We start from the raw sequence: 26,104 nt of genomic DNA on the forward strand, positions 1-26,104 counted from the left end.
CACGAGCCAGTAAACGAGAGAGGGGGAAGGCTAGAGTCAAGCTTCGCGCCCCTGCTTGCGCAACGCCAACCGCAAAAGACGCACGCACGGATAAAGGAAGCTCAGCCCGCGCGGCAGCACCAACCATTGGTAGTCTTTTGCCGTCGGGCTCAACCAGCCCGTCAGCGCCTGCCAACGCGCCGAAAACGTGTCCTGTAACGCGATGTCCAACCTCACTCGTTTAAAGAAACCTCGACCCGTCGCCACCTGATCATCACTCAATGAGCCGCGCAGCGCCTCTAGAGCCAGCCCGACCATCTCCCGACTTGCCTGGCAAGGACGACGCACCTTCTGCAGAGGCGCCGGCACCTGCAGACCAAATAGCAGGGTCAACAAGCTGAGGCAGGTGTCCAGCATCGCGCAGGTGCCGCTGCGTTTTAACTGCCTGGCGAGCAGTTCATGGTCTAAGTCGGCACACAGCAACAGCGCATGTATATCCATCAGCCAAATCAAGCGGCGGAAACAATGCTGGTTGGCATGGGCAATTAAATACGGCAGCGCATAGGCCGGTGCCAAGCACGTCACGTGGGTGCCCTGAAGGTCGAGCACCTGAGTGATTTGCTGCGGCGCGTGGAGCAGATGTTGGTGTCGTAGAAGGCGGCGGTGTAGTTCGACGCGCGGCTGATTATCGTGTATCAGCAACAGTTCATGAGTGGCATCGGGTAAGGGCCAATGTTGGCCTGGGGCCACGCGATACCCCATGTCCTGCAATATGACCAATGCATCGGCCCACTGCTCGGACGGCAACAGTATGTCCAAGTCCACACCGCCCCGCGCGCCAAGATTACCGTAGGCTTGCACAGCCAGCGCCGGCCCTTTCAGAGCCAGCGGCTGCAGATCGTGCACTGTCAATGCAGTGACCAGGCGCTTGAGCCCGGCAGCCAGCGCCAGCGCACGTAAAGCAATGCGCTGACGTTCGACCTTCAACGCGGCGACGCACTCAGGGGCCTGGCTTTGTGCTCTATCGGATTGCAGTAGCCCGGCCACCCCATGGTGGCGGATGAATTGGCACAAGGCGGGTACGGCGGGAGCAGTAAATGGCTGCTCGAACCCCATCAAATACAAGGTTGCCTGCAACAGTTCGACACCGTCGCCATTAGTCTCATCAGCGCTCTGTCCGGCGGCGCTGGCGGTGCAGTAAGAATGGAGCGTGGACATAACGAGGCATGTATCCATGTGCACGACACAAACAGCTGAACGTGGTTGGCAATTCAGCTTCCTGGCTGTAGCGTGGCGGCCATAAGAGAAATTGGATAATACCCTATGAAGTCATCCGCCTGGCTACGGGAAACTTTCACGGAGCACGTTGAAAACGTGCGCCAGCAGTTTGGCCCGGATGCAGTAGATGTACGCCATGAATTGTTCTATCTACACGCTGGAAAAAGCCAGATGTCCGCCGGAGTCCGCGCCCTGGCGGCCCTGCTGCGTGACTGCTGGCTTTTGCTCAGACGCACGAGCGCTGACCTGAACGCGCCGAGGCCCAAACAGGCCATCCTGTTGACCACTCTGGCTGGCGCGAGTGGTTGGTCCACCCTGAAGCGGGCGCTGCCCACCGTGTTAGCGGCAGGCTATGCGCCGCTGGTGTTGTTGCACCCGCGTCTGATCACTGATGATGTATCCCCCTCGTTGCCCTGCATCCGACCGGCGCCGCCCGATTTAGGGGCCTGGCGCTCAGCATTGCGGGTGTTCATCGCTGCGCTCTGGCAACGGCAGCCGCTGTTGATCGCCAGTTGCCTGGCCCGCCGGGTACTCTGGGCCGCCAGCCTACGGCGCACGCTGAAAGATCGCGCTGGCGTCGTACTGCTGCACAACGATTTCGACCTGATGAGCCGCGCAGCGATTGGTCAGGGACTAGCCACCATCTGCGTTCAACACGGCATTGCCACAGATGAGTTCTTTCCGACCCAGGCCGACCACTACCTTGTATGGGGAGACGCAAGTCGCCGGGTGTTCGAGGCCAATGACACGTCGAGCACCCTACTGGTAGAGGACGCATTGGGCCGGGGTGAAGGACTGGACAATGCTGCGCATGCCCCTCAAGGCATTGCCCTGCTCTCGCAAACCCATGCCCAGGTACTGGGCGAGGGTATTGGCAAAGCCCTGGCACACTTTGCCGATGAGTTGCTGCACTGCGTGCCGGATGCCCGCATTCTCCTGCATCCTCAGGAAGGCCAGCCTTACAGCGGTGCAGCAGCCTGCGCTACTCACCGCCCACCGCACCCAGAATTGCAACCACGTGGCACCCTGCCGCAGTTGGTGGTGGGCTACTGTTCCACTGCCATGCTGGAGGCCGCGCTTGCGGGACATTGGATATTGACGTTGCACTTGGAATTACCAGGCAACCGCGCGGTACGCCAGGCGATGGCCGCGCCCTTGCAGGCCGAGTCAGCTCAGCAAGTGGCCATCCTCTATACGCGCCTGCGCGATGACCCGGACTTTCGCCAAACGATGGGACAAGCGCAGAACCGATGGTTACGCAGCCATTTTACCAAGCACTCCAACGGGCTCACCCACTTACTGCAACGGCTTGAGCAAGCCAAAAGTGAGGATTCTGTGGCATGGCGATAAGGATTCTGCAGGTCAGCAAGGAGTTTTTCCCTCTGTCCAGTGGCGTGGCTCGTCATATCCAGGGTCTGGCCACCGCAATACAGAGCGATGACGCCACACGCATTACTATTCTTGCCCCTTTGGTGGATGCAGCCAGCCGCGACCTCGACGTACGCCAAGGGGGTTATCTTAGCCTATGGGCAGCCCTAGCTGACCATGACCTGGTGCATGTGCATGGCGCCCGTACCCCGTTTGCAGCCTTCACCGCGCTGCTGGCTATCGTTCGAGGCCGGCCGCTGGTGTACACCCCGCACTGTTACTATGATACCGGTTCAAAATGGCTGCGCCGGCTTAAGCGCCTCTGGGACTGCACCGTTGAGCGCCTGATGGTTCGTGCCGCGAGCGCTGTGGTCCTGCTGCATAAGGGGTGGGAAACCGACCTTGCCCAACGCGGCTTGCAGCCCAAGCGGGTGCTGACCATTCCCAACTGCGTTGACGATCATCGCCAGCCGACCATCACCCACCCAGTGCCGCTGGAGGGGGAACCTGCCTTGCTATCTATCGGGCGCCTGGATCCGGTCAAACGTCTCGACGATGTCATAGCCGCGCTGAAAACGCCCCCCCTCACCAAAGCGGTACTTCACATCGTCGGGCAAGGCGTCGACCGCTCACGACTGGAAACCTTGACAGCACAATTGGACCTGTCCTCGCGTGTCCGCTTTCATGGCTGGCAAGACGATGCCGTGACCCAGCAGATGATGGCTGGTTGCAAAGCAATGGTCCTCGCCTCCGAGCGCGAGGGTATGCCGACGGTCATTATTGAAGCGCTGCTGGCCGGCGTACCTATCGCCTGCTCAGATATTGAAGGATGCCGCGCGATCACCGATGCCGTCGGCTGGAATGGGGTGTTCGCCCTGGGCGACATCCCGGCCCTGGGCGCGTGTGCCGCACAGAGCGCGCAGCGCACTGTGCCGGCCACGGTAGTCGAGGCAGTCCGTCAAGGTTTTACTTGGCAACGCAAGGCCGCCGAGCTGGTTGCCTTCTACAACCAGGCCGTGCAGCGACAACGTCCGGCTGGCTGGATGAAGCGCCTGGCGGTCCACCTTACCGACTATGACAACCCGCATGCGCTGGGAACGTGGCTGCGCAGACGACGTGCCGGACCATTACGAGAAATGATTGAGCAGACCTACGCCCGCTATGGCTACGTCAACGTTCTGGATGTAGGTGGTACGCAACGTTATTGGAATATTCTGCCGGCCGACTACTTGGCCTCGCGCCGTGTGTCGATCACGTTGCTGAACACCAGGCCTGCCAGTCAGATACCGCAGTCTCCTTTCCGATCGGTATGCGCCGATGGCTGCGACCTCAGTCAGTTCGAAAATAGCGCTTTTCACATCGCGCATTCCAACTCGGTGATTGAGCATGTGGGCAACCCGGAGCGTGTCGAACGCTTTGCCAGTGAGTTGGCACGCGTCGCTGAGCGCTACTTTATTCAGACACCCGATTTCTGGTGCCCGCTAGAACCACACTGCATGACGCCATTTTTCCATTGGTTACCTCGTCGCCTCAAGATCTGGCTGGTACGCCACACAGCACTGGGACATTGGCCAAGGGCAGTGGACCACGGACAGGCCGAGCAACTGGTCGACAGCGCCCGCCTCCTAACTCGCAGACAGATGCAGATGTTGTTTCCTGCCGCTCGTATCATCCGCGAACGAATTCTGGGCCTGCCCAAATCCTTGATCGCCGTAAGCCCATGAAACTTTTAAAATCGTTTGCACTGTTCGACCTCCCTCCCCGGACACTGGCATTCGTCAGACGCTGTGGTGCCAGTACGTCCAGCCTAGTGTCGATGCTAACGCTACTACTGACTAAGGCCATCATCGATGCGTCTAGTGCGTTACTGGTCGCGATCCTGTTGGGCACATTTCTTCCCGCGGGGCGCACGCCCTCCGGTTGGTATGCACAACTCGAAATGCAGTGGCAAGCGTTTGCCGGAAGCGGCCTATCCGCGCTGCCGCTGCTTGTGGCGGTCTTGGTACTGAGCAAAGGGGTGGTGGCGCCACTGCTATCGGTGGCACGCAGCCGGCTGATCGACGCTTGGACGCTGAAGATCTCGTTGAGCATTTTTCAGCACGAACTGACACGCCCCGCTGCGCAGCGCTCAAACACAACGGCGCAGGACAGCAATGTGGCGGTCAACTTCATGGCGCCCAGAATTGTCATCGGCACACTATTGCCAAGTCTGGAGCTGCTCACCGAGACACTGGTGGTCGCAGTCCTGCTTGGCGTGTTGCTCGCTCTGGAGCCACTGGCGACGGCAATGCTGCTGGGGGCTTTAGTGATGGCCGCCGTCGGTGGCGGCGTTCTGTCGGCGCGGCTCAATAACATCAGGGAAACGCGAAGAGGTGAAAGCCAGGTACTGATGCAGCGCTGGGTGGCCGACAGCATCTCTTGCCTGCGCGAAATACATTTGTATGGCCTCGTCGATGCGGTGCTTGAGCGCTACTACCCGGTAGCCAAAGGCTTCGCCCGCGCCACGGCACGCGAACGTACGCTAGTGGAGGTCCAGTCCCCCATCATGGAGCTGTTCTTCCTGATGATGCTGGTGCTGTGCGTATCAGTGGCCAGCCAAGGAAGCGGGCAAACTGAGCTGCATGCGATCGCCTTGTTTTCAGCCGTGGGATTGCGTTTGCTATCAGGTTTTCGTCGTGTCCTATTCAGCCTGCAGACGCTGCACCTGTCACGTCCCTATTTCGAGGAGTTAACTGCGCCCGACTCAGCCTCCTGCCCTGCGCAAGCCCCAGCCCAGCCGCTCACCGCCCCTACTCGTGCCTCGCCCAGGCCGGTACTCGTGTGCGAAGAACTCCAGTACAGCTACCCCCAAGTCAGCCATGCTGTTATCAACAATTTGAACCTGAGCATCGGCCAAGGTGAGTGGGTAGGCTTGGTCGGCGAATCGGGCGTGGGTAAATCGACACTGGTGGATGTACTGATCGGTGAACGGCAGCCAAGCCACGGTTCGCTGCAATGGATCGATTTACCCGTCGAGCATCGGACCATTGGCTATGCGGCCTCAGGCACGACGCTAATTCCGGGCACGCTGCGCGACAACGTGACCTTCCTGGGCTGCAGTACAGAACAGACACTCAGCGAAGCATTAGCCATTGCCGGCGTTGACGTCCTGCTGAACCGCCTCCCTCAAGGGCTGGACACGCCCATGGACGCGGTCGAGCAACAGCTATCCAGCGGCGAGCGACAGCGCATCGGGCTTGCTCGCGCGGTTGCCCATGCACAGGTGCTGCTGATTCTGGACGAGGCCACAGCAGCATTGGATCAAGTGAGCGAGAGCCGCTTTCTGCAAGCCTTGCGCGCAGCCAGGCCCGAGCTTGCCGTGGTGCTGATCACCCATCGCCTCACCGCCTTGCGCCATACAGACCGCAACATGCTCATGGCCGACGGCGCACTCACGGATTTCACCTGTTCAGTTGAGCCCGATCAGCCTAGCCACTTTGCAGAGCGTTACCCTTCATGCATTTAGCGTTTGTATTGGGCACACGCCCCGAAATCATCAAGCTTTCCTCGCTGATTTGTGCATGCATTGAACGCGGCATTCGCTATACGTTGATCCATACCAACCAGCATTACGCTGCAAATATGGACAGGCTCTTCTTCAAGGAACTTGAGCTACCACTCGCGCACTTCAACCTAAGGGTGGGCTCTGATGTCGCGCAGGTTCAGGTCAAGCGCATGGTCATGGGTATCGAGCCAATATTGCAGGCCATGAAGCCGGACTATGTGATTGTCCAGGGCGACACCAACAGCTCGTTAGCCGGAGGGCTTGCTGCGCGAAAGGCCAATATCCCGATTGCCCACGTTGAAGCTGGTCTGCGTAGTTTCGACAAGACCATGCCGGAAGAAACCAATCGGATAGCGCTGGACCACATGTCCAATTTTTGGTTTTGCCCCTCAGCACTCCAAGTCGAGCTACTTGCCAGTGAGGGCATTGAAGGCCGCAATGTGCATATCACAGGTAACACCGGTAACGATGCCACCCTGCGCTATGCCCAGGCAGCCCAAGCAAACACGGACATTCTAGAGAGACTGGGGCTTAGAGCAGAACGCTACCTGCTACTGACCTGCCATCGCCCCTCCAACACCGACGATATCGCACACTTCACCACGCTGATCGAAGCCGTGCAACGCTTGGCTGCAGCACGCAGTAGGCCTGTGATTTTCCCCGTCCATCCACGGCTGGGTCTAAAACACTGGCAAATCATCGAGCGCTCGTCGTTGATAAAGACCACTGACCCCCTTGGCTATATCGACATGCTAGCGTTGGTACAGGGCGCTGATCTGGTAATGACTGACAGTGGCGGCCTGCAAGAGGAGGCCTGCGTGCTGCAACGCCGCTGCCTGGTGCTCCGGGACAACACCGAACGCCCGGAAAGCCTTGACTGCGGAGGCTCCAGGCTGGCGCCCGTGGAGACAGAGACCAGCTTGATCGAGGCAGCCGATGAGCTGCTCCATTCACGCGTTACCTGGAGCAACCCCTTTGGCGACGGTCAGGCCGGGCAACGGATTTTGCAGGTATTGTTGAATGACTTCGGAACCGGCAAGCCATAGAGACCGAGGGTGGCAGTAGCCCTCCACCGCGGGACGAAGCTTCGGATAAACGCTAGCGCGCCATGTGCGACGAGGTAGGAGGCGCTGACCGTTTGCGATAGATTCCGTCATCCCCAGACACACCAGGCAGCAACCGATTGTCCGTCCCGTAAACCGGCGACCCCTGCCCCGGCTCGCCACGCAAGCACTCAAATTGACCTGCCACGCCTGTATCGCCGAAGCGAAAGTTAGCGTGGCGGATCACTAGCAAACCACCCGGCTTGAGCACTCTGACAAGATCACTAAGCAGGCGGTCAAAGTCTGCGAAGCGAATCCAGGAAGAACAATCAACGGGGCTCCCCCCAAGCGCTCCATGGCGGAAGACGGCCATAGCCAGCACCAGGTCATAGCTGGCGGTTTTTTCCAATGCGACATTACCCGCACAGGCAAAGCTCAGGCGAGGCTCTCGCCCCTCACACTGCCACCGTGCCCAGCAGCGACCAATACGCCCCGCATCAATATCCAAGCCACGGATATGGGCATACCGGAAATAGCGGGCCAAGGTAAACACTTCCTCGCCCGTGGAGCAGCCGAACGACAAGATGTGCGTTTGCTCAACATCCGCCACTACCTGACGAATCGAGTGGAACACCTCGGGGTAACGATCTTCCTGTGTCGTGCCGTACGGCTGAAACAAGCCCGGCGGGCGCCGCCGCATCAGCAGAGCAGAACTCCGTCGCTCGCCGCCGCGCAAAACCTGCACAATGAAACGCACCCATTCGCGCAACAACCAAAGACGCTTCAATTCGCTTTACCCTAATCTCTATGACAAGGAAACTGTTCGTCAACAAAGGATGCGGAGCGGGTTACCTTGACCACCACAAGCACGAACTTTCTTAACCTCAAACTGGGCAAGTCCACCATTGGGGAAAATCTCCTGATTGCACGCGAAAGAGGCGATGTAATTCTGCACGAAGATGCCACCTGGGAATTGAAGCGCCCTGCACGATTGGCTGAAAACTGGGTGTTCGGCCCAAACCGAACACCGTTTCCCTGCGGGAAACTCCTAGGCTTCCTATTCCGCCAGGCCTACGCTCAAGCGGCCGTACCAGTAGGCTGCCGCCACTGCTACAAGGTACAGGTTCATCCAACCAGCTTGGAACAGCTGATTGCGACCCAGAAGATCGCACATGATCTGCCCTATGCCTATAAGGCCGGTGCCAGCCTGAATGCACGTTACCAAGCAGGCCCCTACCGAGCCCTGTTCTACCTTGATGGGCTACAGAGTGCCCGCGAAGCTTACCAACGAGTCCGAGAACACGTACTCGCTACACCTGAGCTTGGCGCCGGCGTCTCCCTTAGCATAAAGCGCGGCTGCACTGAATATGAGGTCCACTGTGGTCCTTCAAATGAATTCACCTTCAGCGATGATCTGGCTGCCGCCGAGCGGGAACTGCTGCAGCGACTGCGCCAGCCCGCTACGCCCAAGGCGAGACAACCCGCGTTGACAATGATGACCTGGGTGCAGATTGCGTACCAATTGGGTGACGAGAGCTACAAAAAATTCACCCAAGGCAGAGCTCTGTATCCTGAGCCTGTCTCCTATCTTGCGACCCCCTAGCCAATCCCAATTGCAAACATGCGAGCACTTCATGTAATTTGACCCGACGACTGACAGGAGTTAGAAGATGGCCGAGCAAGACACCAACGAATCCAATGAGATCGAGCATCAACGTAAAGTGTGGGAGAAGCCGGAAATCATTGAGGTCTCCATCTCGGATGTGACTTCATCTATTTTCGCCACAAGCGGCAATGACGGTACGTTTGGCTTTTCCAACGTCTCTTAAACCAGCATGCGCATTCATTACTACTCCCCTGATCACCGATGAGCGCATTTGCTGGTCTGCTTTCCGCGGAAGCCATACCTGCGCAACTACCTGAGCACTTTGCTGCTGCGCTCCATGCGCCAGGACTGGAAACACCGCGCCACTGGTCTATTCCAGGCCTTCACTTCACCCATCGTCTACGCATCACAGCCCCAGAGGATCACCAGGATCATCAGCCCATCATTCGCAATGATGTGCCCCTGGCGCTGGTGTTTGACGGCTACCTGATTAATCGCAATGAACTCATAGAGGCTCTGAATCTCCCCAGGCAAGCACGCGCCTGGGCCGATAGCGCCATTGCCTTTGAAGCGATCACTCGTTGGGGAGCGGGCGGTCCCGAGCGGATGCTCGGAGATTTTGCGCTAGCGGCGTGGAATCTTGCCGATCGCAGCCTGATACTCGCACGTGACGCAGTCGGCCAACGTCCTCTGTATTACCACGAGGGGAATGGGTTCTTTGCTTTCGCCACTAACCCAACAGCCCTGCTGGCAGTTCCGGGTATCAACCCCGAACTGGACGAAGATTACTTTGTCGCCCAGCTATCGGACTTGCCCGTGCCCGACAACGGCACACCGTATAAACACTTGCGCCTTCTCCCTGCAGGCTCGGTCGCAGTTTTAAGCTCAGGCCACCTCAAGCAACGTTTCTACTGGACACCTGAGCAAAGAACCGAGCTACGCTTGCCCAGAGATGAGGATTACGTCGAGGCCGCACGTGAATTATTCGAACGCGCAGTCAAAGACTGCCTGAGAATCGAGGGTCCTGCATTCTCCTCTCTCACCGGAGGATTGGACTCCTCCGCCGTGTCAGTGACAGCCGTTAAACACCTGCCTGGCAATACATTGACCACCATCACCTGCCTCCCTGCCGTCAATACCGAACCGCCGGACTCAGATCATCACTACATGAGTGAGCGGCGTTATGTAGCAAGCATCTGCGCACAAGCCCCAGGATTGCAGCCGCTGTTTTTTAATGCGCCACTGCAACATCGATGGGATACCGACTGGCTACAGATGTTCCAGCTGACAGGCGTCCCTTGGCGCAATGTGATGAACATGGCGTGGATGGGCTCGGCCCGGGATCACATAAGGCACAAAGGAGGACGTGTACTGCTGGCCGGGGCGCTCGGTAATGTGACGTTGTCTTGGGATGGGCAAGGCACCCTTACCGGATTGATGAGGGAAGGTCGCTGGCTCAAAGCCTTTCAAGAGTCCTACGCTCTTGCCCGCACGAGCGGACAAAAAGCTAACCTTGCTCGCCAGATGTGGCGAACCACCCTGGCCCCGTTTGCACCCGACATCCTTCAGCGCTGGATAGCAAAACTGCAAGCCAGGTCGAACGCCTCGTATTGGGGGCACCAATCTCCCATTGAGCCAAGCATAAAGGCACGAATTCGGACCGAGGATGGAGTCAGGCGCCGCAAAAAAATGGCTTCGATGGCAAGCTGGCAACTACGGCAGGCGTGGTTCAGGGAACGCCAGTCAGCGCTGCAGGCAACAGGACTTGTACGCGCACTCCATGGTTTCGAGGTTCGCGACCCCATGGCTGATCGGCGCTTACTGGAATTCTGCTTTTCACTTCCCGATAGCCTCTACTTGCAAGGTGGCGTATCTCGCCTTCTCGCCCGCCGAGTGACAGCGGACCGCCTGCCTAGCGAAGTGGTCAACAATCGCAAACGCGGCATGCAATGCCCTGAATACCTTCATCGCATGAGTGAAGTGCGCCCGTTTCTCGGCAACCGTCTCGAAGAGTTGGAGGCCTCTGCGCTTGCCCAACGCCTGCTAGACCTTAAACGAATGAGATCACTGCTTTCGAACTGGCCAAACCAGCTCGCGAGCCCAGAGCACCTCATATTTCTTCACCGAGGCCTACACTTTGGCGTGTTCCTGCAGTGGATCGAAAGTGGCTGCCAGCTCAAGAATTAGCGTTCGACCACGGCCAAAGCCCTCGATTACAGCCTGAAACGCTGGGTACTCGAGCGTTCGAACTGGTTATTTGCGGGATCCCTGCGCAGCGGTAAGCGGGCTGCGACCATCATGAGTTTGATCCAGTCGGCACGCATGAATGGGTATGACCCGTATGCCTATCTAAAGAATGTGCTGGCGCGGCTGGCGACCCAACGGACCAGTGAGATTGGGCAGTTGCTGCCGCATCAGTGGATGCCGGCCTGACTTAGGCAAGGTGAGTTGGGCGGACGCTTTCCCCAATCAGGAGATTGCATAGCGCAACCGCCATGCTCTGAAGGTGAAGGTCACTGCTGCGTCGTCAGGAAGGAGCCTGAGATACCCACAAAAAAGAGGCGCTCCGAAGAGCGCCCCATTGTTCACCTTACTGCTCACTGACCGGCCTCGAGTCAGCAGACTCAGCCCCTCCGATCATGATGCGTTTAGGCTTCGCTTCCTCCGGTACCACTCTAAGCAAGTCTATGTTCAGCAAACCGTTAGCGAGCTTCGCGCCCTGCACCTCGATGTGATCCATCAAGCGGAACGACAGCCGGAAAGCACGCTGAGCGATACCCTGGTGCAGGTAAGTGACATCACCGTTGCTTTCTCGCTTGTCGCCGGCGACCGTCAAAACGCCCTTTTCAACCTGAATGTCCAAGTCCTCCTCAGCCAAGCCAGCCACCGCGATGACAATTCGATATTGGTCATCACCGTGTTTTTCAACGTTGTAAGGAGGATAGGAAGTTCCGGCCTCACTGCGAAGCGCCGATTCGAAAAGGTCGTTGAAACGGTCAAAGCCGACCGAGTGACGGAAAAGTGGGGCCAACGAAAGAGTAGTAGCCATTGCTAAATCTCCTGAGTTTTCTCCAAGTGATTTGAGGCGCGACCCGCATTCGGCATCGCGCAAAATCCTAAGTAGGCACCGAAGACAAAAATTCAAGGGCGCTCGGAAAATTTTTAGCGCTGATCTGATCCCGCCGTGATCTACTAGCTTGGAGGAAGAAATGGGCACTCTGCTGGGATGAAGTGCGTTACTGCTCGAAGCGTTGCTGGCGCAAATCGCCTCTCAAGGTCAGATCGGAAAGGTTGGTATAGACTTCTTTGAAACTCATAAGGGCTCCGAAAATGATCGATGCAGAACTGCTGAAACTGATGATCGAGTCTTCCAACGATGGCATTGTGGTGGCAGAGCAGGAAGGCGATGAACACATCCTCATCTACGCCAACCAAGCCTTTCAGCACCTGACCGGCTATAGCATTGATGAAACCCTGTATCAGGACTGCCGGTTCCTGCAGGGCGATGACCGAGATCAACCAGGCATTGCTGCTATCCGCGAAGCAATAAAAAATTCTCAGCCTTGCCGGCAAATCATTCGAAACTATCGCAAAGACGGCCGTGTTTTCTGGAATGAGCTTTCGATAACCCCAGTGTTTAACGACGAGGATCAACTCACCTATTACATCGGCATCCAAAAGGACGTTACCGTCCAGGTTGAGGCTAGCGAACGTGCCCGTCAGTTGGAGGCTGAAGTCGAGGATCTGAAAATTCAGCTGGCTCGATTACAACGAAGCATTTCATCGACTTAGAGGGCTATAGAAAAACGGCAAAAAAAGACGGACACCATCGCCCTTAAAACTGGAGTTTGGTAGGCGTGTTTGCCGTTCGCTTACGATTCAAACGCCGAGTGATAAGCAAGACGTGCTCGCACCGGTTCGGTGGCATCCTCAATGCGGCGTAGCTGAGCTTGGCTCAATTGTTCACGCCATCCTCCAGCACGTCCCTCTCGAAAAAAGCGAGCGGCGCGCTGCGGCCTCTCACTGAAACCGTGGCTGGCCTCCGCAGCCTGCAGCCGGTCGAAGCGGGTAGCCTCCAAGGCTTGTTCAAGGCGCTTGTCATCCAGCGCCCAGCCACAGTACTTAATGACACAGGCAAAGCTCGCCATCGGCGTAGCCAACATGTCTTCATAGCGAATGAGCAAAGGGCTCCAGGGCGCGGGCAAATCTATCCAGCTCAGAACATGCCGACTCCAGCTATTGAGTCGTTGAGGTAGCTGATCTCTGAGCCCGAGCTTTTGGTCACACAGTATGGCTGCCTCGTCGAGGAGAAGGTCGATCGCCCTGTCCACACTGATATCGATGTGTCCGGCCAACGAGAGCACCACATCTCGAGGATCACGCACGATATAGACAGCGCCAAGCGTGCTTGTAGCGGGAAACAGTGGCTCCCCGAGCGAAGTCAATTGCCAAGCGTCGTGAACCTTATTGAACAATGGTTCGCGCGCCTCTGTTAATTGCGCTTCATACATGCGTGGACGCAAGGTCAACAACTCATCAGGGAGCAAATCAGACGAGGCGATGCCCAGAAGCTCGTCGAAACGGCGACGACTGCTGGCAATAGGGGCGAAGTTTTGCTTGCGAGAGAAGTCTGGTTCCGATCCGCCCAGACGATAACTATTGAGGACCAACCGCAGCCAAGTGTTACCTGACTTTGGGTAGGACGCCAGCCAGTAGAATCCCTTCATGCCTGATGGCTAGCCCCGACGTGAAACGCCACGATGCGCTCGACGAGTTCATCCAAATGCTCAAAGCCTGAAAGCTGTCGAACCAGAACATGCCGCGCAATGCTAGCCGCCGATCGAGTGACCAGCGTGAAGTGCGCGCCCTTAGCAGGAGCAACCGTCATTAGTACCCGCTCCTGATACAAGGCCTTGGAGAAGCGAACCGAGGCCGGCAACCCACCAATCGCCTCCAGCCCCGCAAACTTGGCATCCTCGACTCGTTCAAGATGGTAAAGCGCTGCCAGTTTCAATGGCGCGCCTTGGGCGAAGTGCTCTGCCCCCAAGCCGACAGAGAATTTGTCCATACCCTGGCGCACGCGCTCTGCGTCCCCCACGGCATGGCCAAACTGGCTCATTGCATCTTGCCAGAGCTTGATCCTGGGGAAAGTAGGCAACGCAACCGCCCCCCGCTCCTGGTCGAGACTCAGCACCGTGACATCGTCCGCCAGAATCGGGTACCCCCGCCGCATGAAGGCAGATGCCAGGGTCGATTTCCCTGTGCCTGAAGGCGCGGTAAAGGCGATCGCCACATCCCCCTCAGGAGACGGCAGCTTCACGCAACAGGCATGTAGAGGTAAAACGGTTCGGCGTTGGCAAACAATGGCAAACACTGTACCGAATAAAAACGCCCTTACTGCTGGGGCATCCACCGAGTGGCTGGGCTGTACACGAATCGCGCGGCCATCGTGTGCTATGCGATAGGTCGCAACTGACTCGACAGCGAAACGACAGGTTCCATCGGCGCCCATTTGCAGAATGGGGCCCTCATATTCAGTATCCGGCAGCCGTGCTTCAACCGCACCGAGCTCGATATGCAGGTCTATAGGGGCCTGTAGATCCCCTGCCCAGGGCAATAGCTCCGGCAGCGGCAAATCACTGCGCACACGCCAGCCGCAAAGCGAGTAATCGTCATACATAGCGGGACACCTAATTTTGCTGCTTCAAGGCGCGAAAATTGCCCATATTCTCCGCTCCGCAAACGACGCCGCCATCCTTCCCCGTCAATACCAGCCATGCATGTGCGCCTATGGAGTCACCCTCTCTGCGTACACCCAGGCAAAGCACGGACCGCCTTCCGCGCAAGCGCAACATGCAAGCGGCCACTAATGCTTGGCGCAAACAAAGAGGTTTCCAGGGAAGTCGCCGGACAGCCACGGCCACGGCATCGCGCACAGCACGAGCCGTCGGCGACAATGCGAGATTTAAATGAGGTGATGCGGACTCAATGCGAGCGCCACTTAGACTCAGCAAAAGGCGCCACGAAAAAAGATGACATAAGACAGGAGTAACCGAAAACAAGAGAACGGCTTCAATAACGCGAAGACGGTGAGCACTAATCAAGCCTGAACCTCAATAAGTTCACGACTGGCCAGCTTGCTCAGCAGCTCCATAACATCCTGACGAATTACCTGGATGTCCGCGTCGTACTCAAGCGCCAGTGTGTCACACAAGGCATCTACACGCATTGGCGAAGCGAGTCGCTCCCAAATTTCGCTAGCGACGGAATTAAGGCCGAAGTAGTGCCACTGCGATACACTCATCAGCACCAATTCCCCACCGATCTCGGCGACTAGAACGTTAGCATTCCTGATAACAGTCGCCTCTCCAGTGATTTCGCTCATCATTTTAGTTCCGCCCCCCAGTCAAGCGCAGCCCATAATGCCGAGCCTTCAGACGATCCACAAGTCCATATGCTGAAGTCGGGCGATTGGCCTTCCCGGGCTGTAGCTGTCTGCGTTGAGTGGGATCTGTAGGGGTCAACTGACCCCGGATAGGACGTTAGGTTTTTCGGCCTAAGCCGGGGCCAGCGATTCGTTAAACTGGTGCGGTCGAACCCAGTTGTACCGATGCATCAGTTAATGACTGATGTCTAGGCGCGCTTCTTGAGCCTTCATGTAGGACCCAATAGGGGCCCATCCTGTTTTCAAACTGCGAAACACGCGCTCCATCGGCGCACTCTCCCAACAGTTTCCACGACGGCTCATGCTTTGGCGTATGCGGTAACGCCAGCGCCGTTGGCGAAACTGACGACTACGTATTGCGAGCACTGTCCGAGTGAGAGTGCAACCCTTGAGGCCGGTCTCTTCACTCAGCCTCGCGAGCGATCTAGCCTATTGGAGAAATTCGGGCATATCGCCGTGAAGCACTACCGAGTAAGCTGAATAAATTTCATCAATGGAAACCTTCGATGTTCTCATCCGAGCGGCTCAAAGGAATCGACGTCTTCGTCGCTGTTGCTGACTTCGGGAGCTTCACGGCTGCGGCTCAAAGGCTGAATTTGACAAGTTCGGCAGTCAGCAAGAGCGTAGCTCGTCTAGAGGCGCGTCTGGGAACCCGACTGTTCAATCGTACGACCCGCACGTTGTCGCTCACGGATTCCGGCGTCGTGTTCTACAGAACCTGCCTATCGGTTCTGGCGGATCTGGAAGAGGTCGAGCATGCAATCGTGGCTGAAGGCAATGAGCCCCACGGCAAGGTTCGTATCGATCTTCCAGCCTCCTACGGACGGCTACATGTGCTCCCGTTGCTCATGGATTTCTTGCTACTGCATCCCATGCTGCAACCCCACATATCGTTCACGGATCGCTTTATCGATCCGGCGTACGAGGGCATCGACATCGTCGTTCGCATTGGCGGGCCTGACGCGTGGCCGTCGAATCTGGGGCACCAGTACTTTGGTGCACAGCGCCTCATCTTCTGCGCATCCCCTCAGTACCTGGAGCGCAACGGCACTCCCCAGAACGAACGCGAACTCGAACATCACCATTGTGTGGGTTACGGGCATAGCGATGGGATGGTCACCCCCTGGTTCTTCAAGGGCCGTCATGCTGGGGAGATGGAGCGCCGAACCATCCAGCCACGCATTGCGGTGGGCGATGGAGAGGGAGAAGTCGCAGCGGTGTTAGCAGGTCACGGGATAGGTCAGCTACCCACCTGGCTGACTCAGCGGCACGTAGACTCTGGCGCTCTCGTTGAGGTGCTGCCTGATCTGGCGACCGATGGCCTACCGATGAATCTGGTGTGGCTGAAAAGCCGCGAAGGGCTTCCCAAGGTTCGCGCCGTATTGGACTACCTGCTTCCCCGGTTGACCGCCCACGGCACAAGGCCCATGGACTCGTAGAAGGCTGGCAGCAAAACGGAGCAGCGGTCTGACTCGAAGCCGCTCCGCTTCTGCCCTCAAGCCCCGTATGCGCTTAACCCTTTATCTGGGTGCCAAGTGACGCACCACCGGAACAACAGCTAAAGCGAGCACCGCCACTGCGGCTGCAACATAGCCGAGAAACTCCACGCCGAGACTTGGGATCGTCATGCCGCCGACAACCGCGCCGATACCGATACCTGCGTTGGCGGCGGAAACATTCGTGGTGCCCGCGAGCGCCTGAGAGTGCGAAACCGAGCTCATGACCCGCACCTGGCTCACCGGATAAAGCGCAGTATTGGCAATTCCCCACAGGCCCAATGCAGCGCAGAAAAGCAAGCCTGCATGCGCCAGCGGCACAATCGCAGCCATACCGATGGCCAGCAGGAGCAAAAAGAGCACGGTCGCCTTGATGGGGGACTTGTCGACGGCTTTTCCGCCGATCCAGTTACCTACCAGCCCGATGGCGCCGAATGCCATGAGCCACCACCCCACATTTTCCTGGGCAACGCCGACTACCCGTTCAAGGATATCGGCCAAGTAGGTGTAAGCGATGAACATCGCGCTGAACACGACGATCGACAGAAGGACGTTGGAGAGGAAGTAGGCCTCTTTGAATATCCGCGCCTGCTTCAGAAAATCGACTTTGGCAGAGCGGACAACACTCGGCATATAGGCCAACATCGCCACAGCCATTATCAAGGACATCCCCGCCAGCAACCAGAAGGCGCCTCTCCAGCCAATGGCATTGGAGACAACGGTGCCAAGCGGGATGCCCAGTAGCATGGCTGCTGAGATGCCCAGGTAAACCCTGGAAATAGCCTGGCCTGCTCGTGCTGGGCCAGCGAGCTGTCCTGCGGTTTCACTCGCTGTTCCCCAAAATACGGGCAGCGCCAACGCGGGCACTACCCGCGCAACCGCAAGAATCCAGAAGTTGCTCGAGACCGCAGCGAGCGCATTCGCTGCAGCGAAGATCAAAAGGATCGAGATGAACAGTTTTTTTCTATCGAGATGGGAAAGCGCCGCTGTCAGGGGCGGGCCAAAGACCATGACCGTGAACGCAAACAGCGTGACCAGTTGCCCTGCGGCAGAAATCGAGATGTTGAGGTCTCTGGCAAGGTTCGGGAGCAGTCCGACAATCAGGAACTCGGTCGTAACGATGAGAAAGGCTGAGAAGGCCAGTATCGCGACGCTGATGCCGGCGCCTTTTGCAACAGAAGCCGCCGAAGGGGGTGATTCGTAAGCAGACATGGGTGGGCACTGGGTGCTGACATCATAGTTTGACACAGCCCCCCTGAAATATGTGACCTGGAGAACGTCTTCCTTGCGAAGGTGTCGCAACATAGATTGACACATCCCCGAGGCACACCAAATAAAGCCCTCAGTTTTTACAATATAGTTTGACACAAGCCGTCTCAGGGCCATGAAAACGTCAATTTCGGTGATGATGGGAGCGTAGCTACCGCTTTACCTCTGGCTGCGTAGCCTCTCGATATCGATGCGTTTCCGATACGAAATCGACAAATGCCACCGCTGCCGCAACCGCAAGCCGAGCATGCCTCGGCTGCAGCCCGCGGTGCTGGCCATCTTTCCCATGCCCAGTACCGTATAACCCTCTTAACTGCGTGAGATTGCTGGTTAACTGGGTGAGGTTGCGGAGTACATTTTTGATGTTTTCAGCACCTTTGGCTGCATCACTCACACCATCGGGAACCAGTTGTAAGGCCTTAGTCACCTTCTGGCGGAAGACGCCTTATCCGATGCCGGATGTGCTGATGCAGGATGGCAAGTTCCGTGGCGAAATCATTATCACCGCGGTCTATGCCCCACCACTAGATTCGAACGCAGGGAGCGAGTACGTTCGCGCAAACGTGGAGCTGAGCTTCGGTCTCATCGATGGCAACAACATCACCGGGAAGGTCCCGATGGAGAGCGATGAAGGTCAGAGCGGGTACGAGAGTGCCCAGATCGCCAACGGCAGCAAATGGTCGCCGGTCAAGGTCCATCGAAAAGCCTTCCCCCGTGGTATCAGCGGCACCAACTGGGGTCTGCAGGCTACTGCGTTGTTGAGGGCATACGAACCCAACCTGACCGACCCTTTGCCCGTACAGATCATCGTCACCATTCGCTCGCTTGATGGCGACACCCAGGTCCGGGCGGCAGGCATGCGTGCGCTCACGCAGCGCAACTGGTTGCACACCCCACTACCGGTGCGTGTACCTATCCGCGTTTGACCACGGTCTGACCTTTCATGGATGCGGCGCAGGCCACATCCAGTGGCCGCTGCTGCTGCGCACGGCTGGAAGAGTGAATCAGACCTGGTTCGGGAGGCCTGGCGTCCGCCAGGCCCCTCTCCACCGGCGGCGCCCCCTCTCAGTGGCCATGATTTTTCGCCCGAACACCAATAAATTTTCCTAGGTTCTGTCTGAAATTCGGAGAAACCGAACACCACTGCCGTGAGCGCTGAGATTTTGTAAGGTTTTCAGCCATCTAAGGAAAGGAATCCTGTGATGGCTAAGCGCTACGAAATTTCGGATGAAGCATGGGATGTGGTCGCGGATCTCTTCACCCAAACCCACGCCAGAGGTAGAGGTAGGCCGCGATCAAGTGATCGCCTAATGCTCGATGGAGTGCTTTGAGTGTTGGGTTCAGGTGCTGCTTGGCGGGACATGCCCGGGTATTTTGGGCCCTGGCGAACGGTTTATCACCGCTTCCGAATTTGGCGAAACCGGGGAACATTTGATCAGATGCTCAAGCGATTGCATCTCAAGCTCAATGATCAAGGGCTCCTTGACCTGCAAACCTGGATGATCGATTCAACTGCTGTCCGTGTTACCCGCGCCTCATCAGGTGCAGGTAAAACAGGGGGCCTGATGAACCCGCCGATCACGCTCTAGGCCGCAGTCGCGGTGGCCTCACCACCAAGATTCATATGCTCTGCGACGCCAATGGCGTGCCATTGCGCTTTCTCCTTTCTGGCGGTCAAGCCAGCGACATCAGCTACGCACAGCCATTGCTGGATGATGTCCGCATCCCGACGAGCAAGCGAGGCCGACCTAGCAAGCGCTGCCGCTGGCTTTTGGCCGACAAGGGCTACGACGCTGATGCACTGCGGCGCTACTGTGACCGATATCGCATGCACACGTAGATTTGCGCTCTCTTGATACACGGTTAGAGATGCTAAAAACAGCATTCGACCGGAATCAGGCATCCGAGCAAAAGCTTCGTAGCCGGTAGCGGCCAGTTACAAGGAGCGCTTCAGACTCATTGATTGAGCTTCGCGCCGCCCCATGAAACCTTGCCTTTCGCATTTCTACCAACTTCCAACAAAAACGTCTGACCGTTCAATCCAGGTTGCGAGAAGTCGATGCCGTCATCTCTAGGCGAATAGCGTCGGCTGCCCGGCTGCTTTGGACGGAATGCCGATAATAGGTAGCGGCAATTGTCGGCAAGTGAAGTTAGGTAACACCTAAGGTTGCCAGCGGCAGTCTGATTTGACCAAACCTTAAAATCAAGCCGTGCTGTCCACACAGCTTCAGGAACATCCTTATATTCATATGAGCCGAGCTCTAAACCCGCCTCGATTGCAGCGTTGTAGCTCAGCCCGCCTACTATCCTCTTCCATTTGTCCTAACTCTCACGGTAAAGAAGGAAACTAGCTAAATCATTTACGCTCGCACACGCGTACGCTCTGGTGAAACCAATGAATTTGAAAGAAAAGCTGATTAAACACATTTATGGGACGAGACATTTGGTCATGCTCCTTGGATCTACCAAGAGTACACATTAAGCGAGAGAAGTCCTAATAGCTCTCAGCAATCTGCCAACTGCCGATGAATCGCCCCTGATGCCCGTGAATCGTTATGACCGTCAGCTGTTGGTGAGAAGCAGCCGCTCAGGCTCGGTCTAGATCTCCGGCTCGCGAAAGCTCGATACGCTTCTTACCTACAATCGAAATCGATTGACCAATCGGTCCAATTCATGGCCTAAACGCGCTAGATCGACGCTAGAGGCGGCAGTCTCGTCACTCGCGCTCGCAGTCTGCTCAGAAATGTCACGAACGTTCAAAATGCTACGATTGATCTCTTCAGCAACCACAGTTTGCTGATCAGAAGCCGACGCAATTTGCTGATTCATAAGTTGAATTGTTGATACTGTTTGAGTGATGCTCTCAAGAGCTTTCCCAGCACGTCTGGTCAATTCAACACTGCTATCAGTCAGCGCTCGACTTACATCCATGACCTCAGATACCTCTCGAGTACCCTCCTGCAAACTAGAAATTAGCTTCTGAATTTCTTCGGTGGATTGCTGAGTTCGCTGGGCTAGGCTGCGAACTTCATCCGCGACCACTGCGAAACCTCTTCCAGCCTCCCCCGCACGGGCAGCCTCAATCGCGGCATTTAGCGCGAGAAGATTAGTTTGTTGCGAGACCGACTTAATAACATCGAGCACTCCACCAATTTTTTCGCTTTCCTCTCTCAGGTTACACATAGCAACTGTGGAGTTATTCACTTCGATTGCCAGACGCTCTATTTGAGCCGCGGCCTCAGCAACGACATTGTCTCCCTCAAGAGCTTGACGGTCAGCTTCAGCAGCGGCCATGGAGGCTTCTACCGCGTTTCGCGCAACGTCTTGTACTGACGCAGCCATTTGATTCATCGCTGTCGCAACGTGATCTGTTTCAACCTTTTGGCTGTTTACACCTGCACTGGTTTGCTCAGTTATGGCTGATAGCTCCTCAGCAGAACTGGACAACTGGATGATACCTGCTCTTATTCCCCCGATCAGCTCCCGGAGATTGACGATCATATGATTCAAACGCCGCTGTAGATCACCGAGTTCATCACCACGACTTACATCAAAATCAACTCCTAGATCCCCTTTTGCTATGCGATCTACGTTAAGTAGAACATATTGTAAGGGAGTCACAACTTGTCGTGTAATCACCCATGCTGCGACGATCCCGAGAATGAATGCCAAAATAGCTATACTGCTCAACATAAATTTAGCGAATGCCGAATCTACATCCCGTTTAGCAGATTGCGAGGTAATCAACTGCTGCGTAGTGCTAAGCAAAATGTCACCTTGGGTAGCCATCGAGGCGAACACTCCAGGCGACTCGGCTGAGCTATTGCGCAGGGCAGTCAGTGCGTCACGGTAAACATCGACAGCAGCAACTTGCCGATCTATCAATACCAGATCCGAAGGATCTTCTAAGTTAGCGCGGGCAGTATTCAAATGCCTATTAAGTTTATCAAGCGTCTGAGAAATTAGCTCTGCGCCATTGCCCTTAGGGTTGAGTTCCACCTGTAATCGATGAACCCGCAAGTCCTTGGTCATCTCAGCGACATGGGCGATGTTTTCAATCTTGATCCCTCTCTCATCAAGACTATCAATAGCGACCCATCCACCCAAAGCAAGCAGAGACGATAGCGCCAGCACTAGACCGAAGCCAAAAATCAGCTTCGTTCTTACACGAATATTACCAATCCAACCAAACATACCTACTCCTAACTAAATCGTCTCTAGTAGGATGACTAACACCCTAATTTGAGGAAATTTGTATCGCTTTGAGTCTGGAGTCGCGCTACTCGGAGGAATTCAGTAATGATGCGAGGCTAAAATTTACAAAGGCCGTACGCCACGATGGAGAAATAAGATTCCTGCGAAAAACCTGCAAAAAAAATCCAGACTCCACTTCAAACATGCTACACCTCGAGATTATTATTAGTATTAATTGAGTGCGAACAAACTTTCTGTGACGTCGTGCTGCGATTACGCTAGAACGGTGAAAAAAGCGAGACCTCATCGGTCTGAGCGCATTTTCATTACACCATTTTCAGAGCCACCCAAGCTTTACGCAATTCAAGATTACAACGTCCAAGACGACTACTAAAAAACAGACGAGAACAACTACCCTTATCAAATATGAGGAACCACGCATATTCACATCCTAGCTTAGCGTTGATTTAATACCTCCCCCAAAAACCGGTCAAGCTACCTAGCTGCATCCCTATATTAGAAACATTGGATTCACTCACGCAGTGCATTTATTTATCAAAGAGATGCACGGCAGTCGATCATCTAAACGAAAGGTGCAGCTGTCCTTGAACACCGTAAAACGGGCATCCCTGGAAATAAGCAAAAAATACGTGTACCTACACGCATCAAAAAAAATCAAATCTTTTTGAGGATCCTTTTCAAAATCTCCATTTCACTACTTCCCACCTGGCTTTCAACTTCAGATTGGCAGCGCTGCCAAATCGGAGCTGCCTCTGCGACCACAAGAATGCCGGCTTCAGTCAAAGCGACAAGAATTTCCCTCGAATCAGACCCACCTCGCCCGGTACTTACTACTTTTTTACCTTCCAGAACTCGTACGTTCCGGCTGACAGTAGACCTCTGCAAATGAGCCAATCGTGCGAGTTCGGTGAGACTCACTCTTCCAGAGCGCTGGATCAACACCAAAAGCGAATACTGCTCAACATTAATGCCAAGGTGACACAAGGCCGAATCATAGGTAGACACAATGCGCCTAGTCGCAGCGCGCATTAAGAAGGAATAGCATTTCAGGTCGATGGTCATAGACGCAAGCATATACACGCAAAAGCACGCTGGCAATAGCCCCGTTTGTCGCAGGAGTAAATTTAATATTCCGAATGGAGGCTTACGATCGCTTACCCCAGGATAATGCTTCTCAGTCGGCCGTCTCTGGAGCTCGCTTGACGACCCAAGCGTTATCACATAGATTGATTTGCGTGCATATGCACGCTTATTAAAAATCTTCTTTGCGGGTCTGGAGGTAGAAAATGCGCGTTTTGATCGTAGGGGCCGGTGCAACCGGAGGCTTTTTTGGCGCGTTACTAACGCAAGCAGGACGAGACGTCACTTTCCTGGTTCGCGAGCGGCGAGCTGAACAACTGCGACAGCAGGGTTTGCGGGTTGTGACGCCATCAAAAGAGATGCACTTCGATCCAAAACTAGTAACTTCGGACCAGATTGTAGGCACGTACGACGTTATTCTCCTCGCGGTTAAGGCGTATTCGTTGGATTTTGCTCTAGCGGACATGGCGAATGCTGTCGGGCCAAACACCGTGATACTACCGTTACTAAACGGAATTAAACATATAGAGCAAATCAAAGACAGGTTTGGAGCAGATCACTTACTCGGGTGTGTATGCAAGCTAGCCACCAATCTTAATGACCAAGGAACAATCATACAACAAGGTACATTTTGCGATGTCTACTACGGCGAGCTTGACGGGAAAGTTTCTGAACGACTACTGCGAGTACACAACTTATTGAGTGGAGCTGGTTTCAAAGCAGAAACTTCATCGACCATACGCCGGTTGCTGTGGGAAAAATGGGTGCTATTAGCCGCGATGGGATGCATAAATTGCTTAATGCGCGGGAGCATCGGAGACGTAGTCGCCGTAAAAGGCGGACTGCAATTTGCAAATAATGTGATCGATGAAGTACTGAAAATTGTTCGGACTGTGGGCGAGGAACCTAGCGCAGAGTTTGTAGCAAGCGCTCGTCAAACACTCACCTTAGCCGACTCTGCTCAGACATCTTCTATGTTTAGGGATTTACTGGCAGGGAGACAACTCGAAAGCGAACAGATAATTGGCGATCTGCTAACCAGGGCTGCAAATTTCAAAATTGAATCTCCATTACTTACGCTTGCATATGCAAACCTGAAAGTAAATGAAAGACAATTGAAACTGCAAAAAGACAGATAACGTATACCGCGAAATAATAGATACCAACCAGTGCCGACCCGCATCATATTTCGGAGCAAAGTTTGTGCAAGAAAAAACCCTCAATTCCGTTAAAGATTCACGCTCAGCTGTATCACCATGGGTCATGGTCGCAGTCGGCGCTGGAAGCATCTTATCGTCCCTCGATCTTTTCGTGGTGAATTTGGCATTCTCTACAATACGCGACAGCTTCGGGGGGGCAAGCAATCTTGCAATGGCATGGGTCCTAAGCGCCTATTCAATTTCATTTGCAGCATTTTTAGTGCCATGCGGCACATTAGCCGATATCTATGGACGTAAACGCATTTTCAAAGCGGGGATAGCAGCTTTCGCCATTGCAAGCTTGGCCTGCGCTGTTGCACCCGATATCTTATCTTTGATCATTGCTCGCGGGTGTAAAGGTATAGCAGCCGCTATGATCATACCAACCAGTCTAGGTCTTTTGTTAGCGTCTTATCCAAAAGAAAGCCATAAAAAAATGGTCGGCATTTGGGCAGCCACGGGCTCTGTGGCCGCTGCGCTAGGTCCAACCCTTGGCGGAGCCTTGGTAGATATCAACTGGCGTCTTATTTTCATTATTAACATCCCAATTGCATTCATTGCACTGTGGTTCAGTCGATACTTAGTAGAAAGCGCAAAAAAGAAAAGCGCTTTACCTGACATTATCGGGACACTTTTTTTGATCATAGGAATCGCATGCTTAGTGGCCGGAATCTCTTATGCGCCGACTTGGGGCTTTAAGAGCCCTAGCTTCTTGTTGACGCTCTGTGTCACGACGTTATCTTTAGGAATATTTGTGAGACGGTGCTTTAATGTTGATTCGCCTGCACTAGATCTTAGTGTGTTCAGATCGCCAAATTTTACAGTTGCGACAATCGGAATGGCGTGCTTTTACATGGGCTTCGCCATTATGCTTCTTGGAACTACGCTATTCATGACTCAAATATGGAAATTTAATCCTATGATTGCAGGCGCTGCTGTCGGCGTAGGCCCGGGAACTGCCGTAATAGCCTCTCTACTTACAGGCAAAATAAAATTATCAGCGACTTATTTTACCTTTATTTCAGGGTTTCTTTTTCTCGGTGCTGGGATCTGGTGGCTCTATACACTAGGAGATAATTCGGAATACGTTACGTCATTATTACCGGGACTTATTTTAACGGGTATTGCTGCAGGTATTGGACAAACAGGTTTTATAGTGGGAGGGACTGCCGAATTAAAACCGCAAAATTACGCTGCGGGCACAGGAATAATTAATACATCTAGGCAGATAGGCGCTGCGATGGGCGTAGCTGTATTCGTATCCGTATCAGGGACCGCTGTCAGTGCGGGCCAATACACTACAGCTTGGTTACTAATGGCATTATTTGGGTTGCTAGCTTCCCTATCGGCACTTTCACTAAAAGCTAAAAGCTAGAAGCTAGAAGCTAGAAGCTAGAAGCTAGAAGATCGAAGATACACGGCACCCACCACGGCACTGCCGCGCCGGAATTGCCGCGGCAGATGCTCTGACATTGCTCCTGCACAACCAACATGCCCAAGCCAACAGCTACCCATGCTGTCATCTGCGATTTCGGTTAAATAACTGCATTTCCATAATGGTCTGCAAGAGAAGTGGCATAAC

23 protein-coding genes and 4 pseudogenes are annotated in these 26,104 nt (G+C 55.1%); 15 read left to right on the forward strand and 12 right to left on the reverse strand.

Annotation, left to right across the window (positions count from 1 at the left end):
* Positions 1–36: 36 nt before the first annotated feature.
* Complete coding sequence (locus tag HU752_RS20240) at positions 37–1,197, reverse strand: nucleotidyltransferase family protein (protein ID WP_186688209.1); 1,161 nt, start codon at positions 1,195–1,197, stop codon at positions 37–39.
* A gap of 105 nt (positions 1,198–1,302) precedes the next feature.
* On the opposite strand from HU752_RS20240, the gene HU752_RS20245 reads away from it, so the two are divergent.
* The 4 genes from HU752_RS20245 (at position 1,303) to wecB (ending at position 7,215) form a co-directional block, all read left to right on the forward strand.
* Positions 1,303–2,607 (forward strand): hypothetical protein, encoded by a 1,305-nt coding sequence (locus HU752_RS20245; protein WP_186688207.1) that lies wholly within the window; start codon positions 1,303–1,305, stop codon positions 2,605–2,607.
* On the forward strand, positions 2,598–4,349 hold the full coding sequence (locus tag HU752_RS20250) for a glycosyltransferase (protein ID WP_189656794.1): 1,752 nt from the start codon (positions 2,598–2,600) through the stop codon (positions 4,347–4,349). The genes HU752_RS20245 and HU752_RS20250 overlap by 10 nt, the downstream gene beginning before the upstream one ends.
* Before the next feature lie 92 nt (positions 4,350–4,441).
* Positions 4,442–6,130, forward strand: a complete 1,689-nt coding sequence (locus HU752_RS20255; RefSeq protein ID WP_186688204.1) for an ATP-binding cassette domain-containing protein — start codon at positions 4,442–4,444, stop codon at positions 6,128–6,130.
* On the forward strand, positions 6,121–7,215 hold the full coding sequence (gene wecB, locus HU752_RS20260) for a non-hydrolyzing UDP-N-acetylglucosamine 2-epimerase (RefSeq protein ID WP_186688202.1): 1,095 nt from the start codon (positions 6,121–6,123) through the stop codon (positions 7,213–7,215). The genes HU752_RS20255 and wecB overlap by 10 nt, the downstream gene beginning before the upstream one ends.
* A 52-nt stretch (positions 7,216–7,267) precedes the next feature.
* On the opposite strand, the gene HU752_RS20265 is transcribed toward wecB, so the two are convergent.
* Positions 7,268–7,999 (reverse strand): class I SAM-dependent methyltransferase, encoded by a 732-nt coding sequence (locus HU752_RS20265; RefSeq protein ID WP_186688200.1) that lies wholly within the window; start codon positions 7,997–7,999, stop codon positions 7,268–7,270.
* Positions 8,000–8,065: 66 nt separating this feature from the next.
* Between HU752_RS20265 and HU752_RS20270 the strand changes: the two genes are divergently transcribed.
* From HU752_RS20270 to HU752_RS20285, 4 genes and pseudogenes are all read left to right on the forward strand, one after another.
* Positions 8,066–8,815 (forward strand): hypothetical protein, encoded by a 750-nt coding sequence (locus tag HU752_RS20270; RefSeq protein WP_186688198.1) that lies wholly within the window; start codon positions 8,066–8,068, stop codon positions 8,813–8,815.
* Between the two features lie 67 nt (positions 8,816–8,882).
* Positions 8,883–9,041, forward strand: a complete 159-nt coding sequence (locus HU752_RS20275; RefSeq protein ID WP_186688196.1) for a hypothetical protein — start codon at positions 8,883–8,885, stop codon at positions 9,039–9,041.
* A 38-nt stretch (positions 9,042–9,079) separates the two neighbouring features.
* The gene (locus tag HU752_RS20280) at positions 9,080–11,005 is read left to right on the forward strand and encodes an asparagine synthase-related protein (RefSeq protein ID WP_186688194.1); all 1,926 of its coding nucleotides are present in this window, start codon (positions 9,080–9,082) and stop codon (positions 11,003–11,005) included.
* A 3-nt stretch (positions 11,006–11,008) separates the two neighbouring features.
* A pseudogene (locus tag HU752_RS20285) lies at positions 11,009–11,251 on the forward strand (transposase domain-containing protein); the annotation flags it as partial.
* A gap of 157 nt (positions 11,252–11,408) precedes the next feature.
* On the opposite strand, the gene HU752_RS20290 reads toward HU752_RS20285, so the two are convergent.
* A complete protein-coding gene (locus HU752_RS20290) occupies positions 11,409–11,867 on the reverse strand; it encodes an Hsp20 family protein (protein ID WP_186688192.1) in 459 nt (152 codons plus the stop codon).
* Between the two features lie 149 nt (positions 11,868–12,016).
* On the opposite strand from HU752_RS20290, the pseudogene HU752_RS20295 reads away from it, so the two are divergent.
* Together HU752_RS20295 and HU752_RS20300 are read left to right on the forward strand one after the other, a co-directional pair.
* Positions 12,017–12,118, forward strand: a pseudogene (locus HU752_RS20295) (DUF2256 domain-containing protein); the annotation flags it as partial.
* Between the two features lie 30 nt (positions 12,119–12,148).
* Positions 12,149–12,610, forward strand: coding sequence for a PAS domain-containing protein (locus HU752_RS20300; RefSeq protein ID WP_186688189.1), 462 nt, complete (start codon positions 12,149–12,151; stop codon positions 12,608–12,610).
* 80 nt (positions 12,611–12,690) lie between these two features.
* Here the strand turns inward: HU752_RS20300 and HU752_RS20305 are convergent, their stop codons facing one another.
* The 5 genes and pseudogenes from HU752_RS20305 to HU752_RS20325 all read right to left on the reverse strand — a co-directional run.
* On the reverse strand, positions 12,691–13,545 hold the full coding sequence (locus tag HU752_RS20305; RefSeq protein ID WP_186688186.1) for a sulfotransferase domain-containing protein: 855 nt from the start codon (positions 13,543–13,545) through the stop codon (positions 12,691–12,693).
* Positions 13,542–14,498: a phosphoenolpyruvate carboxykinase (ATP) gene (locus tag HU752_RS20310; protein WP_186688183.1), complete on the reverse strand. Its 957-nt coding sequence runs from the start codon at positions 14,496–14,498 to the stop codon at positions 13,542–13,544. The genes HU752_RS20305 and HU752_RS20310 overlap by 4 nt, the downstream gene beginning before the upstream one ends.
* A gap of 10 nt (positions 14,499–14,508) precedes the next feature.
* A complete protein-coding gene (locus HU752_RS31985; protein ID WP_186688180.1) occupies positions 14,509–14,922 on the reverse strand; it encodes a lasso peptide biosynthesis B2 protein in 414 nt (137 codons plus the stop codon).
* A complete protein-coding gene (locus tag HU752_RS20320) occupies positions 14,919–15,206 on the reverse strand; it encodes a PqqD family protein (RefSeq protein ID WP_225920035.1) in 288 nt (95 codons plus the stop codon). The genes HU752_RS31985 and HU752_RS20320 overlap by 4 nt, the downstream gene beginning before the upstream one ends.
* A 168-nt stretch (positions 15,207–15,374) precedes the next feature.
* Positions 15,375–15,666 (reverse strand): annotated as a pseudogene (locus HU752_RS20325) (integrase core domain-containing protein); the annotation flags it as partial.
* Between the two features lie 103 nt (positions 15,667–15,769).
* Between HU752_RS20325 and HU752_RS20330 the strand changes: the two are divergent.
* Complete coding sequence (locus HU752_RS20330) at positions 15,770–16,702, forward strand: LysR family transcriptional regulator (RefSeq protein ID WP_186688174.1); 933 nt, start codon at positions 15,770–15,772, stop codon at positions 16,700–16,702.
* An 81-nt stretch (positions 16,703–16,783) separates the two neighbouring features.
* Here HU752_RS20330 and HU752_RS20335 read toward each other — a convergent pair whose 3' ends face one another.
* Both HU752_RS20335 and HU752_RS20340 read right to left on the reverse strand, forming a co-directional pair.
* Positions 16,784–17,971, reverse strand: coding sequence for an MFS transporter (locus HU752_RS20335; RefSeq protein ID WP_186688171.1), 1,188 nt, complete (start codon positions 17,969–17,971; stop codon positions 16,784–16,786).
* A 208-nt stretch (positions 17,972–18,179) separates the two neighbouring features.
* Positions 18,180–18,455, reverse strand: coding sequence for an abortive infection family protein (locus HU752_RS20340; protein WP_225920036.1), 276 nt, complete (start codon positions 18,453–18,455; stop codon positions 18,180–18,182).
* Between HU752_RS20340 and HU752_RS20345 the strand changes: the two genes are divergently transcribed.
* Both HU752_RS20345 and HU752_RS20350 read left to right on the forward strand, forming a co-directional pair.
* Positions 18,391–18,954: a hypothetical protein gene (locus HU752_RS20345; RefSeq protein WP_186688169.1), complete on the forward strand. Its 564-nt coding sequence runs from the start codon at positions 18,391–18,393 to the stop codon at positions 18,952–18,954. The two genes, HU752_RS20340 and HU752_RS20345, sit on opposite strands and share 65 nt — an antisense overlap.
* Before the next feature lie 276 nt (positions 18,955–19,230).
* Positions 19,231–19,859: pseudogene (locus HU752_RS20350) on the forward strand (IS5 family transposase); the annotation flags it as partial.
* A gap of 806 nt (positions 19,860–20,665) precedes the next feature.
* Here HU752_RS20350 and HU752_RS20355 read toward each other — a convergent pair.
* Together HU752_RS20355 and HU752_RS20360 are read right to left on the reverse strand one after the other, a co-directional pair.
* Positions 20,666–22,222 carry a methyl-accepting chemotaxis protein gene (locus HU752_RS20355; RefSeq protein WP_186688167.1) on the reverse strand — a complete coding sequence of 519 codons (1,557 nt, stop codon included), beginning with the start codon at positions 22,220–22,222 and terminating at the stop codon, positions 20,666–20,668.
* A gap of 675 nt (positions 22,223–22,897) precedes the next feature.
* Positions 22,898–23,305 (reverse strand): MarR family winged helix-turn-helix transcriptional regulator, encoded by a 408-nt coding sequence (locus tag HU752_RS20360; RefSeq protein ID WP_202894700.1) that lies wholly within the window; start codon positions 23,303–23,305, stop codon positions 22,898–22,900.
* 224 nt (positions 23,306–23,529) lie between these two features.
* Here HU752_RS20360 and HU752_RS20365 point away from each other — a divergent pair, with 224 nt between their 5' ends.
* Together HU752_RS20365 and HU752_RS20370 are read left to right on the forward strand one after the other, a co-directional pair.
* Complete coding sequence (locus HU752_RS20365; protein WP_186688161.1) at positions 23,530–24,462, forward strand: ketopantoate reductase family protein; 933 nt, start codon at positions 23,530–23,532, stop codon at positions 24,460–24,462.
* A 64-nt stretch (positions 24,463–24,526) separates the two neighbouring features.
* Positions 24,527–25,897, forward strand: coding sequence for an MFS transporter (locus tag HU752_RS20370; protein ID WP_202894699.1), 1,371 nt, complete (start codon positions 24,527–24,529; stop codon positions 25,895–25,897).
* Positions 25,898–26,104 lie beyond the last annotated feature (207 nt).

The organism is Pseudomonas vanderleydeniana, from assembly GCF_014268755.2.
Lineage (GTDB): Bacteria > Pseudomonadota > Gammaproteobacteria > Pseudomonadales > Pseudomonadaceae > Aquipseudomonas > Aquipseudomonas vanderleydeniana.